Consider the following 14314-nt stretch of genomic DNA (forward strand, 5'->3'; position numbering starts at 1 on the left):
GCATGCACAGCCCGCGTACCCGCATGGAGTTGGTGCGCTGCCGGCAGGCGCTGGCGGAGGCCGAGGTGCCCGAAGAACTGCGCCAACTGGCCGACGAGCTGCTGGACCGGCTCATGGGCATGCACGATGCGCGGCGGCTCAACGGGCCGGTCTTCCTGCTGGCGCTCGATTCGCTGGAAATGGTGCCTGGGCTGGAAGCCTCGGTCCAGGCGCTGCGAGCAGCGGTCCTGCGCGAGGTCGGGGCCTGACGCCGCCCGCCGCTCAGCGCTGCCCGGCCCGCACATCGAAGGCCCCGCCCGTCATCGACTGCGCGCGCAGCGTGACGGGCTGCTTGCCCGGCAGCAGCGGGAACACGAGTTCGGCAAAGGTGATCGCCTCCTCCAGGTGCGGATAGCCCGACAGCACGAAGCTGTCGACGCCCAGGTCGACGTACTCCCGCAGGCGCGCCGCCACCTCCTCGGGGTTGCCCACCAGCGCCGTGCCGGCGCCGCCGCGCACCAGGCCCACGCCGGCCCAGAGGTTGGGACCGACCACGAGCCGGTCGCGCCGGCCACCGTGCAGCGCGGCCATGCGGGCCTGGCCCACGGAGTCCATGCCGGCGTGGTTGCGCTGCGCGGCGGCGATGTCCTCGTCGCTCAGGTGGCTGATGAGCCGGTCGGCCGCGGCCCAGGCCTCGGCACTGGTCTCGCGCACGACCACGTGCAGGCGCACGCCGAAGCGCACCGTGCGGCCCTGCCGCGCGGCACGCGCGCGCACGTCGGCGATCTTCTGCGCCACGGCGGCCGGCGGCTCGCCCCAGCTCAGGTAGGCGTCCACATGTTTGGCCGCCAGGTCGTGCGCGGCCGCCGAGGAGCCGCCGAAGTACAGCGGCGGGTACGGCCGCGTCGCCGGCGCATGGAAATTCTGCGCGCCGCGCACCTGCAGGTGCTCGCCTTCGAAATCCAGCTTCTCGCCCTGCAACAGGCGGCGCCAGATCTGCAGGAACTCGTCACCCGCGGCATAGCGCGCGTCGTGGTCGTAGAACACACCGTCGGCCGCGAGTTCGGTCGCGTCGCCGCCCACCACCACGTTCATCAGCAGCCTGCCCGGCCCCAGCGCCTGGTCCAGCGATGCCGCCTGGCGCGCCGAGGCCGTGGGGTTGCCCAGCGAGGTGCGCAGCGCCACGAGCAGCTTGATGCGCTGTGTGACCGGCACCAGGCTCGCGGCCGTGACCCAGGGGTCCAGGCAGGAGGCGCCGGTCGGGATCAAGAGACCGTCGTAGCCCAGCCGCTCGGCCGTCTCGGCGATCTGGCGCATGTAGGCGTTGGTGGCGGGCCTGCCGAAGTCGGACTTGCCGAGATAGCGTGTGTCGCCCGAGGTGGGCAGGAACCAGAAGATGTCCAGGCTCATGCGATCTCCTCCACGGCGCGGCGGAAGGCCTGCGCCGCATGCCGCGCCGGCAGGTGGTGGCCTTCGCCGAACAAGCGCGAGCGCAGCGTGCCTTCTTCGTAAGCGGTCTTGTAGAGCCCGCGGCTCTGCAGTTCCGGCACGACCAGGTCGACGAAGGCCTCGTAGCTCTCGGGGACCACGGTGCGCGCGAGGTTGAAGCCGTCGATGCCCGTGGTCTCGACCCAGCCCTGCAGCGCGTCGGCCACCTGGCCCGGATCGCCCACGATGGTCGGGAATCTGCCGCCGAGCGCGAACAGCTCCAGCATGCGGCGCCGCGTCCAGCCCTGCTGTTCTGCCGTGCGCGCGGCCGACTCGATGCCGTTGGTGTTGCCGTAGGGGATGGGCTCGTCCAACCCGTAGCGCGCGAAGTCGATGCCGGTGCCGGCCGCGAAGTGCGCCAGGCCCGACTCGGGGCTCGCGTAGCGCAGGTATTCGGCGTGCTTCTCGCGGGCCTCGCGTTCGGTGCGGCCCACGACCACGTTGATGCCGGCGAAGACCTTGATGTCGTCGGCCCGGCGGCCGGCCTGCACGAGCTGCTCACGCAGCGCGCGCACGCCGCTGCGCGCGACCTCCTGGTTCGGCGGCGCGATGAACACGCACTCGGCATGGCGCGCCGCGAAGCGCTGGCCGCGGCCCGAGCTGCCGGCCTGGTAGAGCACGGGCGTGCGCTGCGGCGAGGGCTCGGCCAGGTGGTAGCCCTCGACCTGGTAGTACTTGCCCTTGTGGCGCACCGGGTGCACCTTGGCCGGATCCGCGAAGCGCCGGCCGGCCTTGTCACGCAGCACGGCCCCCTCCTCCCAGCTGCCTTCCCAGAGCTGGTAGAGAACGTCCAGGTACTCGTCGGCGCGGTCATAGCGCTCGTCGTGCGCGAGCTGCGTGCTCCTGCCCATGGCCCGCGCCGCGCTGTCCAGGTAGCCCGTCACGATGTTCCAGCCGATGCGCCCGCGCGTGAGATGGTCCAGCGTGGAGAAGCGCCGCGCCAGCAGGTAGGGTTCCTCGTAGCCCAGGTTGACCGTGACGCCGAAGCCCAGGTGCCTGGTGGCCGCGGCCATGGCCGGCACCAGCAGCAGCGGGTCGTTGACGGGAAGCTGGATGGACTCGCGCAGCGTGAGGTCCACGCCACCCTGGTAGACGTCGTACACGCCCACGATGTCGGCGATGAACAGGCCGTCGAACAGGCCGCGCTCCAGCGTGCGCGCGATGCCGGTCCAGTGCTCCAGGGTGTTGTAGTCGGTCGAGCGGTCGCGCGGGTGCGTCCACAGGCCGTGGTTGATGTGGCCCACGCAGTTCATGTTGAACGCGTTGAGCAGGATCTGCTTGGCCATGCTCAGAACGCTGGGATGACGCCGCCGGCGAAGGTCTTGACGATGTACTCGCGCACCTCGTCGGTCTGGTAGGCCTTGACGAGCTGCTGCACCCAGGGCTGGTCCTTGTCCTGCTCGCGCACGGCGACCAGGCAGGCGTAGGGACCGTCCTTGTCCTCCAGCAGGATAGAGTCCTTGGCTGGGTTCAGGCCGGCCTTGTTGGCGTAGTCGGCGTTGATGGCCGAGGCGTCGGTGTCGTCCAGCGTGCGCGGCAGCTGGGCCGCCTCGATCTCGACGAAGCGGAACTTCTTCGGGTTCTCGACGATGTCGCGCGGCGTGGCGTTCACACCGGCCACGGGGTCGATGCCGGTCTTGAGCGTGATCGCGCCGGCCTTCTGCAACAGCAGCAGCACGCGGCTCTCGTTGGCCGGGTCGTTCGGGATCGCGATGCGCGCGCCCTCGGGCAGGTCGGCGAAGCCCTTGAACTTCTTGGAGTAGATCGCGATGGGGCCGATCCAGGTGCGGCCGAAACCGACGATCTTGTAGCCGCGCGCGCGCACCTGGGCCGCCAGGAAGGGCCGGTGCTGGAAGCTGTTAGCGTCCAGGTCGCCCGCGTCCAGCGCGGCATTGGGCCGGCTGTAGTCGGTGAAGGGCACGAGCTGGATCTTCAGGCCATAGTCGCGCTCGGCCACCTTGCGCACCTGTTCGAACACCTGTTCGTGCGGGCCCGTGGTCACGCCGACCTTGAGGACCTTGGTGGTGCCGGGCTGCTCCTTGAGGGCGGCCAGGGCCGGCAGGCCCGTGAGCAGACCGGTGGCACCGGCGAGCTGCAGGACCTGGCGGCGCGATGGGAAGTGCTTGTTGTGCATGGCTTGGATTCCGTTGAAGAAGAGGGAGAGCGTTCAGATGGCGCCGTGCCGCGGTGGCGGCTTGCCGTTGAGGTGGTAGTCGCCGACCGCGTGCACGCGCCAGCGCAGCGGGTCGTGCAGCGTGTGCGTGCGCACGTTGCGCCAGAAGCGGTCCAGGCCCAGGTGTTCGAGCGCGCTGCCGGGGCCGGCCAGTTCGAACAGCTGGCTGGCAGCGGCCAACGCGGCCGTGGTGGTCAGTGCGCGGGCCTCGGCGACGGCCGTGGAGGCGGCGGCCACGCTGGCCCCATCGGGTGCCGCACGGGCGGCATCGACGCACGCCCCGGCGCGGCGCACCAGAGCCTGTGCCGCGCGCAGCTGCAGGTCGAGTTCGCCGACCTGGCGCGCCAGCCCCGGTGACAGCGGGTCGCGCGGCAGTTCCAGCGCCGCCGCCAGCGCGCCCTGACCGAGGCCCAGGTCGATGGCCGCGTGCAGCAGCTGGGCCAGCGGGCCGGCCGTGGTCGGCTCCTCGGCGCTGGGCGCATAGGGCACGATCCATTCCTCGCGCACCTGCACGCCCTCGAAGGCCACCGAGCCGCTGCCCGTCACGCGCTGGCCGAAGCCATCCCAGTCGTCGGTGATGGTCACGCCTTGGGCATCGCGCGGCACGAAGGCCAGCACCTGGCGCGTCTGGCCCTGCTCGCTGCGCAGCGCCAGCGTGGGAATCCAGTGTGCGTAGAGCGCGCCCGTGCAATAGAACTTGCGGCCGTCCAATTGCCAGCCATCGCCTGCGCGCACGAGCTGCGTGCGGCGCTGGAAGTCCTTGTGGCCGATCTCGGCCAACGCGTTGCCCAGGCGCTCGCCGGCCAGCACGCGGCCGAACAGCAGGCGCTGCTGCGCGGGGCTGCCATGGCGGCGCAGCACCTCAAGCGCGAAGAAGTGGTTCTGCGGGATCTGGCCCAGCGAGCCGTCGGCCGCCGAGACGGTGGCGACGACCTCGGCCAGCGTGGCGCTGGAGACGCCCGTGCCGCCGAAGGCCTGCGGCACCGAGATCGCCCACAGGCCGCTCGCGGTGAAGGCCTCGAGTTCGGCCCAGGGCAGGCGGCGCGTGCGGTCGCGCAGCGCGGCCTCGGGCGCGAACTGGGCAGCCAGGCGGCGTGCGGCGGCCAGGGCCGCGGCGGCGTCGGCCAGGCGTTCGGGTGCGCGGGCCGGCGGCGCGGCACGCGGCGTGGCGTCCACGGGGAGTACGGGGGAGATCAGCAGGCTCATCGTCCGGCTCCGAAGGAGATCGCCGGCGCCGGGCCCAGCAGGCGCCGGCCCAGGCGTTCCAGCGCGTGGGCGGGGGCTGCGCGCAGCTGGTGCACACGCGCGTTGCGCCAGTGGCGGTCGAAACGGTGCGCAGCGCGCGTGGCCGAGGAGCCGGCCAGTTCCAGCAGCTTCTCGCCGGCCTGCAGGGCCGTGCGTGCGGCCTGGGCGGCAGCGGCGTCCACGGCGGCATCGGCCACCTCCGTCTCCGCCTGCGCGGCTTCGTGCAGCAGGGCCTGGGCCGCGTGCAGTGCGATGCGCAGCTGGCCAAAATCGTGCACGAGCAGCGGGTCGTCGGCCGCGCGCGCCACCCCCGCATCCATCCAGGGCCGCGCGCGTTCACGCACGAAGCCGGCGGCGTCCTCGGTGGCGGCCAGCGCCAGGCCCACGTCGATGGCGGCGTCGAGCAGGCGCGCCACGCGAGCCGCCGACGCGAGCTCGGGTGCGGGGTAGAGGTCGGTCTCGGCCACGGCCACCTGGTCGAGCACGAGCTGGCCGGCCGGCGCGGCGCGCAGGCCGAACAGCGCGGCCGCGTCGTCCACGCGCAGGCCGGCTGCGCCATGCGCGATCCAGGCGTGCAGCGGCCGGCCCTGGCCATCGCGGGCCGGCACGCGCAGGCGGTCGGCCAGCAGCGCGCCGGGCTCGGCGCGCAGGCGTCCGACCAGGCGGTGCACGGGCGGGGGCTGCGTGAGCTCCGCGCTCTCCTCGGCGCCGGCCAGCAGCACACCATCGGCCGCCAGGGCCAGCTGGCGCGTGGCGGCCGCGTGCGCGCCGGCGGCGCGCAGTTCGGCCACCAGCGCGTAATGGCCGCGCAGCAGCGTGGCCAGTGCGGGATCGGCCGCGCCCAGCAGCACGAACACCTCGGCCAGCACGGACAGCGGCAGGTCGGCGCCACCCTGCGCGGTGGGCACGCTGAGGCCGGCCAGGCCGCTCTGCGCCCACAGGCGGCGCTCGGCCTGGGGCGCGGCACGGCTCCAGTCGCGTTCGGCAGCGCCCGGGCGGGCGGCATCGGCGAGGCGGCGCGCAGCCTCCAGCGCCTGTCGTTCGTCGGCCAGGCGCGGTGCGCGCGGCCACAAGGGGTCGGTCATGCGGTGGTTTCCTTCAGGCGGTATCGCGCCGCTGGCGGCGCAGGCGCGGGTTCAACGCAGCGTGCAGCGCGTCGCTGAGCAGGTTCAGGCCCAGCACCGTGAGCACGATGGCCAGGCCCGGGATGGCGGTCATGTACCAGGCCGTGCGCAGCGCGTCGCGGCCCAGGCCCACCATCGAGCCCCAGCTCACGCGGTTGGGGTCGCCCAGGCCCAGGAAGGACAGCCCGGCCTCGGACAGGATGGCGTTGGCCACGAGCAGGCCGGTGGACACGACCACGGGCGTCCAGGCGTTGGGCAGGATCTCGCGCAGGATCAGGTGCGCATCGCTGGCGCCCAGCGCCACGCTGGCGCGCACGAACTCGCGCTCGCGCAGGCTGATGAACTCGGCGCGCACCAGCCGCGCCACGCTGGTCCACGAGGTCACGCCCAGCGCGAACACGATGGTGCCCACCGTGGGCTTGAGCACGGCCACCAGGATGATGGCCAGCAGGAAGGCCGGGATGGTCTGGAAGAACTCGGTCGCGCGCGTGAGCACCGCGTCGACCCCGCCGCGGTAGAAGCCCGCGGCCGCGCCCACGGCGATGCCGATCACGAGCGAGATGGCTGCGGCCGACAAGCCGACCAGCAAGGAGACGCGCGCGCCGTGCAGCAGGCCGGCCGCGAGATCGCGGCCCATGAGGTCGGTGCCCAGCGGCAGCGTGGCGTCCTGGCCCGGCCAGGTGAAGGGCGCGCCCACCATGTCCAGTGGGTCGCCCGGGTAGAGCCAGCCGGCCGCGAGCGCGCCGGCCAGCACCGCCAGCACGAGGCCGCCGCCGAGCAGGATGGACGGTTGCAGGTACCAGCGCTTCATGCGGGCGCCCCCCGCGGGGCCGCGCGAAGGCGCGGGTCCAGCCGCGCCTGCAGCAGGTCCACCACGCCGTTGCCCGACACCACGAGCACGCCGCTGAACAGCAGCACGGCCAGCAGCACCGGGATGTCGCGGCTCTTGATGGCCTCGAACGAAAGCTGGCCCAGGCCGGGCCAGGCGAACACGGTCTCCACGACGATGGAGCCGCCCAGCAGCGCGCTGCTCTGCAGGCCCAGCATGGTCAGCACGGGCAGCACGGCGTTGCGCAGCGCATGGCCGAACAGCACGCGGCCTTCGCGTGCGCCCTTGGCCCGGGCCGTGCGGATGTAGTCCTCGGCCAGCGTCTCGACCATGGACGCGCGCGCCAGCCGCACATAGACAGCCACGTAGTAGATGGCCAGCGTGAGCACGGGCAGCACCAGGTGGTGCAGGTAGTCGGCCCACAGCCGCAGGCCCTGGTGGCCGGCCTCGATGTTGCGCAGCCCGCCGATCGGCAACCATTGCAGCTGCACGCCGAACAGCACGATCAGCATCAGCGCCGTCCAGAACATGGGCGCGGAATAGCCCAGCGTCGCGAGCGCCGACAGCACGGTGTCGACGAGGCCGTGCGGCCGGCGCGCGGCGGCCACGCCGACCAGCAGGCCCACCACCACCGACAGCGCGAGCGCCGCGCCGACCAGCGCCAGCGTGGGGCCGAGCCGGTCCAGCACCAGGCCCAGCACGGGCTCGTTGAAGCGGAACGAGAAGCCCAGGTCGCCGCGCGCGATGCGGCCCAGGTAGGCCATCAGCTGCTCGCCCGTGCCGCGGTCCAGGCCGTAGGCCTGGCGCAGCTCGGCCACATACTCGGCCGTGACGCTGCCGCTCTCGCCGGCGATCACGTCGACGAGGTCGCCGGGCAAGGCCTTGAGCAGCGCGAAGTTCAGCACGGCGGTGGCGAGCACCACGCCCACCAGTTGCAGCAGGCGGCGGAACAAGGCCTTGGTCATCTCAGCACTCCCAAGCCATTGGCCGAGCGCAGCGATGGCCCGTCTATGACCCCGCTCCCCGGGGCCCCTGTCCCTCCGCTGGCGCTCCGGGCAACCTGCGGTGCTCGCGCCATGGGCTGCATTGCGCAACTCGCTTCGTTCACTGCGTTCGGACAAGCGCAATGAGTCAGATGTTGAAGCGCGAGGTTCCCCGCGCAGCCCATGGCACTGCGCTCCTCGGCAGGGGCACAGGGGGAAGTCCCACACGGGCCATCGCTGCGCTCGGCCTGGGGTTCGGGCCATCGCTTCGCTCGGCCCACTGTGCTGGGGGGCTGCGTCATGCAGCGCCGTCCAGCCAGACCTTCGCGAAATTGTTCTGGCTGTTGTTGTAGGTGTCCGTCACATTGCGCAGGCGCTTGTCCCAGACGCCGAACCAGCGGTACTCGAACAGGTGCAGCAGCGGCAGGTCTTTCTGCACGAGCTTTTGCAGCTCGTTGTAGAGCTGCACGCGGCGTGCCGGATCGCGCTCGACCTGGGCGGCCTCGAGCACGCGGTCGGTCTCGGCGCTGGCATAGCCCGAGGCGTTCTGCCAGGGCGTGCCCTTGCTTTCGGCCTTGGACCAGTAGTGCTGCTCCAGGCCCAGCTGCGGGTCGGCCCAGTTCACGCCCCAGGAGCTGACCAGCTGGTAGTTGTAGTCGGCGAACACGTCGCGGGTCCAGCTGGCCAGGTCCTGCGCCTTGAGTTCCAGGTCGATGCCGACCGCGCGCAGCGATTGGCGCACGAACTCGCCCGTACGCCGGTAGTCGTCGCCGAACGGGATGAAGGCGTGCGTGAGCTTGAAGCGCAAGCCGTCGGCCTTCTTCGGGAAGCCCGCGGCGTCGAGCAGCCTCTCGGCCTTGGCGCGGTCGAACGGGTACTGCTGCGTGTCGGGCGTGTAGAAGCTCTTGAGCTGCGAGGACACCGGGCCCGTGGCCGGCGCCGCATAGCCGCCCCAGACGGTCTTGACCAGCGCGTCGCGGTTGATCGCGTGCAGCAGGGCCTGGCGCACCTCGAGCTTGCCCAGGATGGGGTCGCGCAGGTTCGGGATCAGCCACAGCGTGGCCGCGAAGCCGTTGTAGCCCGCCGTGCTGACCACCAGCTTGTCGCTCTTGGCCAGGCGGTCGGCATCGGCGAAGGTGACCGGGTTGCGCTCGCCGTACTGCACGGCGCCGGTCTCTAGCGCGGCGGCGCGGCCGGCCACGTCGGGGATCACGCGGAAGGTCAGCTTGTCCAGGTAGGGCAGGCCGCTCGCCCAGTACTTGTCGAAACGTTCCAGCGCGATGTGGCTGCCGCGCGACCACTCCTTGAACACGAAGGGGCCCGAGCCCACGGGCTTGTTGTTGTACGGGTTGTTCGGAATGTCCGTGCCCTCGTAGAGGTGGCGCGGCAGCACGGGCGCGGACACCACGTCGAGCGCGTTGAGCACCACGGGCGCGGGCTTGGACAGGTGCAGCACCACGGTCGTCGCGTCGGGCGTTTCCACGCGGGTGAGGTTCTGGAACACGCGGCGGCCCGTGGGCGCGTGCTTCTTCCAGACCTCCTCGGCCGAGAACTTCACGTCGGCCGAGGTGAGCGGCTTGCCGTCGTGCCAGAAGGCGTTCTTGCGCAGCCACAGGCGCAGCTGCAGGCCGTCGGTTGACAACTCCCAGCGCTCGGCCAGCTGCGCGCGCGGCTTGAGGTCGGGGCCGTAGTCGAGCAGCCCGTCGAAGATCTTGGAGGCCACCAGCCGCGTGGGCGTGGCGGTGTTGACGAAGAAGGCCAGCGTGGGCGGCTCGGGGTGCACCAGCGCGCTGATGGCACCGCCGCGCTGCGCGCCCTGTTCGGTGTCCGGCAGGGCCTGCGTGAGCGCCAGCGCGTCGCGCGTAGCCAGGCCGCCGAACAGCAATGCGCCGGTCAGGCCCAGCAGGTGGCGGCGCTGCAGCTCGGCCGGCGTGGTGGTGTCGTGCTCTTGCATGGAATCCTCCTCAGTGGATGGGTGTGTGTTCTGGATGGGGACGTGGCTGCGGCACGGCGGCCAGCAGCGCACGCGTGTAGTCGTGGCGGGGATGGGCCAGCACCTGCGCGCGCGGCCCCTCTTCGACGATGCGGCCGCCGTGCATGACCAGGACGCGGTCGGCGATGTAGCGCACCACCGAGAGGTCGTGCGAGATGAACAGGTAGGACAGCCCGTAGGCCGCGCGCAGGTCGGCCAGCAGGTTCAGGATCTGCGCCTGGATCGACACGTCCAGCGCCGAGACGGGCTCGTCGCAGACCACGAGATCGGGCCGCAGCACGAGCGCGCGCGCGATCGCGATGCGCTGGCGCTGGCCGCCCGAGAACTCGTGCGGATAGCGCCGGCCCGCGGCCTGGCCCAGGCCCACGTCGTCCAGCACTTGGGCGATGCGGCGGCCGCGCTCGGCCCGCTCGCGCACGCCGTGGATGGCCAGCGCATGGCCCAGGATGTCGTCCACGCGGTGGCGCGGGTTCAGCGAGCCGTAGGGATCCTGGAACACCATCTGCACGCGCCGGCGCCGGGCCAACAGCGCGCGCGGGGCCAACGGCAGCAGGTCCTCGCCGTCCAGCAGCACCCGGCCCGTGGCCGGCACCAGCTGCACGATGGCGCGCGACAGGCTGGACTTGCCGCAGCCCGATTCGCCGACCAGGCCCACGGTCTCGCCGCGCGCGATCTGCAGCGACACACCATCGACGGCGAAGCGCCCGGCCGGCGCGCCGGCATAGCGCACGCGCAGGTCCTGCACCTGCAGCAGCGGCGCACCGGCGGCGATGGGTGCAGCCGCCACCGGTTCCGGCCGGCGCAGCGTGAAGCGCTCACCGCCTTCGTGGCGCACCTCGGGCAGGCGTGCATGGCGGTAGTGCAGGTCGCCGGGCGCCAGGTGCAGCGAGGCGCCCAGCAGGCCCTGGGTGTAGGCGTGCTGCGGCGCGCCGAACACACGCGGCACCGGCCCCTCCTCGAGCTTGCGCCCGCCATGCATGACGGCCACGCGGTCGGCCCATTGCGCCACCACGCCCAGGTCGTGCGTGATCAGCAGAACGGCCATGCCCAGCGCACGGCGCAGCTCGTCGAGCAGCGCGAGGATCTGGGCTTGGATGGTCGCATCCAGGGCCGTGGTCGGCTCGTCGGCGATCAGCAGGCGCGGCTTGCAGGCCACGGCCATGGCGATCATCACGCGCTGGCGCTGGCCACCCGAGAGCTGGTGCGGGTGGTCGCCGTAGCGGCGCGCGGGCTCGGGCAGGCGCACCAGGTCCAGCAGCTCGGTGGCGCGCGCGCGGGCCGCGGCCGACGACAGCGGCTCGTGCAGGCGCAGGGCCTCGGCCACCTGTGCGCCGATGCTCAGCACCGGGTTCAGCGAACTCATGGGCTCCTGGAACACCATGGACAGGGCGCTGCCGCGCAGGGCCGCCATCTCGCGCTCGCGCAGGGCCAGCAGATCGCGGCCGGCGAAGCGCACGCTGCCGGCCAGCCGCGCATGCGCGGGCAGCAGCCGCATCAGCGCCAGCGCGGTGGTCGACTTGCCGCAGCCCGACTCGCCGACCAGCGCGACGGCCTGGCCGGCCTGCACCTGCAGGTCCAGGCCACGCACGGCATGGTGGCCGCCGAAGCGCACGTCCAGGCCGCGGATGTCCAGCAGCGTCGCGGCGGCGGCCTGCGCGGCTCTATCCCGCAGCGCCGCGGCGGGGCCCGGCTGCAGCGGCAGCGCGGTGCGAAGGCTCAGGGATGCGGACATGCAGGGCGGCAATCGAGTGGTCGAGGCGCTCTGCATTGCAGGCGGCATGCCATGCGCAAAAGCCTGGTTTCATGCGGTTTTCGGGGGGTTTTCGGCCCCGTGCTGCACGGCGTACAGCAGGCCTGCTGCCCCGCTGCTGCTGCAGCAGCAGCGCGCCTTCGCGGCGAGGATCGATATTCGGTCTGCGCATGTCGCAGCCGCGACGGCCTGCTGCCTCAGAAGCATTTCGACCATCGATATGCGGAAAGCTTCGCCCGCACGGGCCGGCCTCTTCCCACAATCTGCTGGATGAGCAGCACCGCCTTCGCCAGCGCCCCCGCGCCTGCCGCCGCGCCCGCGCATGCGCGCGACCCGGCCGCGGCGCTGCAGCGCGCGCAGGCGCTGGCCACGCGCTTCGCGGCCACGGCGGCCGAACGCGACCGCCGCGGCGGCACACCCAAGGCCGAGCGCGATGCGCTGCGCGACAGCGGCCTGCTCGCGCTGTCCATCCCGCGTGCCTACGGCGGCCATGGCGGCGACTGGCAGCTCACGCTGCGTGTGGTGCGCATCCTGGCTGCCGCCGACAGTTCGCTGGCCCATGTGTTCGGCTTCCACCACCTGATGCTGGCGACCGTGCGGCTGTTCGGCCAGCGCGCGCAATGGGAGCCCTGGTTCGCGCAGACCGCGCGCCACGCCTGGTTCTGGGGCAATGCGCTGAACCCGCTGGACGCGCGCACCGTCGCCACGCCGCAGGACGGCTGGCACGCCTTCACGGGCCAGAAGAGCTTCTGCTCGGGCGCGCTGGATTCGCAGATGCTGGTGGCGTCGGCCCTGCACGCGCGGACGCGCCAGCTGCTGGTGGCCGCCGTGCCCACGGCGCGCAGCGGCATCCAGGCCGCGCCCGACTGGGACAACATGGGCCAGCGCCAGACCGACAGCGGCAGCGTGACCTTCGAGAAGGTGCGCGTGGAAGACGCCGAACTGCTGACCGACCCCGGCCCGCTGTCCACGCCCTTCGCCTGCCTGCGCCCGCTGGTGGCCCAGCTCGTGCTGGCCAATGTCTATCTGGGCATCGCCGAGAACGCCTTCGAGGACGCACGCCGCTACACCCTGCACGAGGCCCGGCCCTGGCCGGCCTCGCCTGCCGCGCAGGCCGGCGACGACCCCTATGTGCTGGCCCACTACGGCGAGTTCTGGGTCGGCCTGGAGGGCGTGCGCGCGCTGGCTGACCGTGCCGCCGGGCGGCTCGATGAGGCCTGGCGCCGTGGCGAGCAGCTGGACGCCGCCACACGCGGCGAGGCGGCTGTGGCGATCGCCGCGGCCAAGGTGGCGGCCACGCGCGTGGGCCTGGACCTGTGCACGCGCATGTTCGACGTGGCCGGCGCGCGCGCCACCCATGGCGGGCTGCGGCTGGACCGGCACTGGCGCAACCTGCGCACCCAGTCGCTGCACGATCCGGCCGACTACAAGCTGCGCGAACTCGGCGAATGGGCCCTCAAGCGCCAACACCCCCACGCGAGCTTCTACACATGAACTTCTCCGCAGATGTCGAAGCCGAGGCACCCGCCCCGCCCTGGCAGCCGCCGGCCCGCGCGCAGGCGCTGGCGGCGCGCGCCGTGCCGCAGGTCTTCGTCGACCCGCGCTCGCTGGCCCTGCGCGAGCGCATCCGCCTGATCGCGCCCAGCGAGGCCAACGTGCTCATCGTCGGCGAGACCGGCACCGGCAAGGAGCTCATCGCGCGCCACGTGCATGCGCTCAGCGCACGCAAGCAGGCGCCGTTCGTGGCCGTCAACTGCGGCGCCTTCTCCGAGCAGCTGGTCGAAAGCGAACTCTTCGGTCACGAAAAGGGCGCGTTCACGGGCGCCTTCTCGGCCAAGGCCGGCTGGTTCGAGGCGGCCAACGGCGGCACGCTGTTCCTGGACGAGATCGGCGATTTGCCGTTGGCCAGCCAGGTCAAGCTGCTGCGCGTGCTGCAGGAGCGCGAGGTGGTGCGCCTGGGCGCGCGCCGCAGCATCCCCATCGACGTGCGCGTGGTGGCCGCCACCAACGTGCGGCTGCAGCAGGCCGTGGCGGCCGGGCAATTCCGCGAAGACCTGTTCTACCGGCTCAACGTGGTGCACCTGGCGGTGCCCACGCTGCGCGAGCGCCCGGGCGACATCCTGCCGCTGGCGCGGCATTTCATCGCGCTGTACTGCCAGCGCCTGGGCTATGCGCCAGTGCAGCTCGACGATGCGGCCGAGGACAAGCTCGTGGCCCACGCCTGGCCCGGCAACATCCGCGAGCTCGAGAACGTGATCCACCACGCGCTGCTCGTGCACCGCGCCGGCCGCATCGTGGCCGACGACCTGCACCTGGCGTTGCGCGACGACCCTGCCCCGCGGCCGGCCGATGCGGGCTCGGCCCCCATGCACGCGCTCGAGCAGGCCGTGCACGCGCTGCTGCAGCAGCCCGGCGGCGCGCGCATGGAGGCCATCGAAGAAGCCATCGTGCGCACCGCCTTCCAGTTTTGCCACCACAACCAGGTGCAGGCGGCGCGCCTGCTCGGCATCAGCCGCAACGTGATGCGCGCCCGCCTGATCCGCATCGGCGCCATCGACGCATTGAAATGAAACCACCCCGTTTGGATGTCTCACTGCGTGTAGACATCCCATCCCCCTCCAGGGGCGCCGCCAGCGGCCTGGCAGAGCCAGTTCCGCGGCGTCTGCTGGAATGGCCTGCCCCGCGGCCCTCTGTACAGCGGCTTGCGCACGGCGTCGTTCGCTGCGAGCGGCCTGATCACGCCTGACAGC

General features: G+C 72.3%; 12 protein-coding genes. 3 read left to right on the forward strand and 9 right to left on the reverse strand.

Annotation, left to right across the window (positions count from 1 at the left end; all coding sequences use genetic code 11):
• The first annotated feature begins 2 nt into the window (after nt 1-2).
• Nucleotides 3-248, forward strand: a complete 246-nt coding sequence (locus ASF45_RS07525) for a hypothetical protein (RefSeq protein ID WP_156472888.1) — start codon at nt 3-5, stop codon at nt 246-248.
• A 13-nt stretch (nt 249-261) separates the two neighbouring features.
• Here ASF45_RS07525 and ssuD read toward each other — a convergent pair whose 3' ends face one another.
• From ssuD to ASF45_RS07570, 9 genes are all read right to left on the reverse strand, one after another.
• Nucleotides 262-1389 carry an FMNH2-dependent alkanesulfonate monooxygenase gene (ssuD, locus tag ASF45_RS07530; protein ID WP_056659483.1) on the reverse strand — a complete coding sequence of 376 codons (1128 nt, stop codon included), beginning with the start codon at nt 1387-1389 and terminating at the stop codon, nt 262-264.
• On the reverse strand, nt 1386-2753 hold the full coding sequence (locus ASF45_RS07535) for an LLM class flavin-dependent oxidoreductase (protein WP_056659485.1): 1368 nt from the start codon (nt 2751-2753) through the stop codon (nt 1386-1388). The genes ssuD and ASF45_RS07535 overlap by 4 nt, the downstream gene beginning before the upstream one ends.
• A gap of 2 nt (nt 2754-2755) precedes the next feature.
• Nucleotides 2756-3601, reverse strand: coding sequence for a MetQ/NlpA family ABC transporter substrate-binding protein (locus ASF45_RS07540; protein ID WP_056659487.1), 846 nt, complete (start codon nt 3599-3601; stop codon nt 2756-2758).
• Nucleotides 3602-3634: 33 nt separating this feature from the next.
• The gene (locus tag ASF45_RS07545) at nt 3635-4846 is read right to left on the reverse strand and encodes an SfnB family sulfur acquisition oxidoreductase (protein ID WP_056659489.1); all 1212 of its coding nucleotides are present in this window, start codon (nt 4844-4846) and stop codon (nt 3635-3637) included.
• Nucleotides 4843-5970: an acyl-CoA dehydrogenase family protein gene (locus ASF45_RS07550; RefSeq protein WP_056659491.1), complete on the reverse strand. Its 1128-nt coding sequence runs from the start codon at nt 5968-5970 to the stop codon at nt 4843-4845. The genes ASF45_RS07545 and ASF45_RS07550 overlap by 4 nt, the downstream gene beginning before the upstream one ends.
• Before the next feature lie 13 nt (nt 5971-5983).
• Nucleotides 5984-6820, reverse strand: a complete 837-nt coding sequence (locus ASF45_RS07555; protein WP_056659493.1) for an ABC transporter permease — start codon at nt 6818-6820, stop codon at nt 5984-5986.
• Complete coding sequence (locus ASF45_RS07560; protein WP_056659495.1) at nt 6817-7803, reverse strand: ABC transporter permease; 987 nt, start codon at nt 7801-7803, stop codon at nt 6817-6819. The genes ASF45_RS07555 and ASF45_RS07560 overlap by 4 nt, the downstream gene beginning before the upstream one ends.
• 316 nt (nt 7804-8119) lie before the next feature.
• On the reverse strand, nt 8120-9775 hold the full coding sequence (locus ASF45_RS07565) for an ABC transporter substrate-binding protein (protein ID WP_056659500.1): 1656 nt from the start codon (nt 9773-9775) through the stop codon (nt 8120-8122).
• A gap of 10 nt (nt 9776-9785) precedes the next feature.
• Complete coding sequence (locus ASF45_RS07570) at nt 9786-11546, reverse strand: ABC transporter ATP-binding protein (protein ID WP_082550863.1); 1761 nt, start codon at nt 11544-11546, stop codon at nt 9786-9788.
• A 288-nt stretch (nt 11547-11834) separates the two neighbouring features.
• On the opposite strand from ASF45_RS07570, the gene ASF45_RS07575 reads away from it, so the two are divergent.
• Together ASF45_RS07575 and ASF45_RS07580 are read left to right on the forward strand one after the other, a co-directional pair.
• Nucleotides 11835-13058, forward strand: a complete 1224-nt coding sequence (locus tag ASF45_RS07575; RefSeq protein WP_082550864.1) for an acyl-CoA dehydrogenase family protein — start codon at nt 11835-11837, stop codon at nt 13056-13058.
• A complete protein-coding gene (locus ASF45_RS07580; protein WP_056659502.1) occupies nt 13055-14134 on the forward strand; it encodes a sigma-54-dependent Fis family transcriptional regulator in 1080 nt (359 codons plus the stop codon). Before ASF45_RS07575 ends, ASF45_RS07580 begins: the two co-directional genes overlap by 4 nt.
• Nucleotides 14135-14314 lie beyond the last annotated feature (180 nt).

It is taken from the genome of Pseudorhodoferax sp. Leaf265, assembly GCF_001422365.1.
Lineage (GTDB): Bacteria > Pseudomonadota > Gammaproteobacteria > Burkholderiales > Burkholderiaceae_C > Pseudorhodoferax.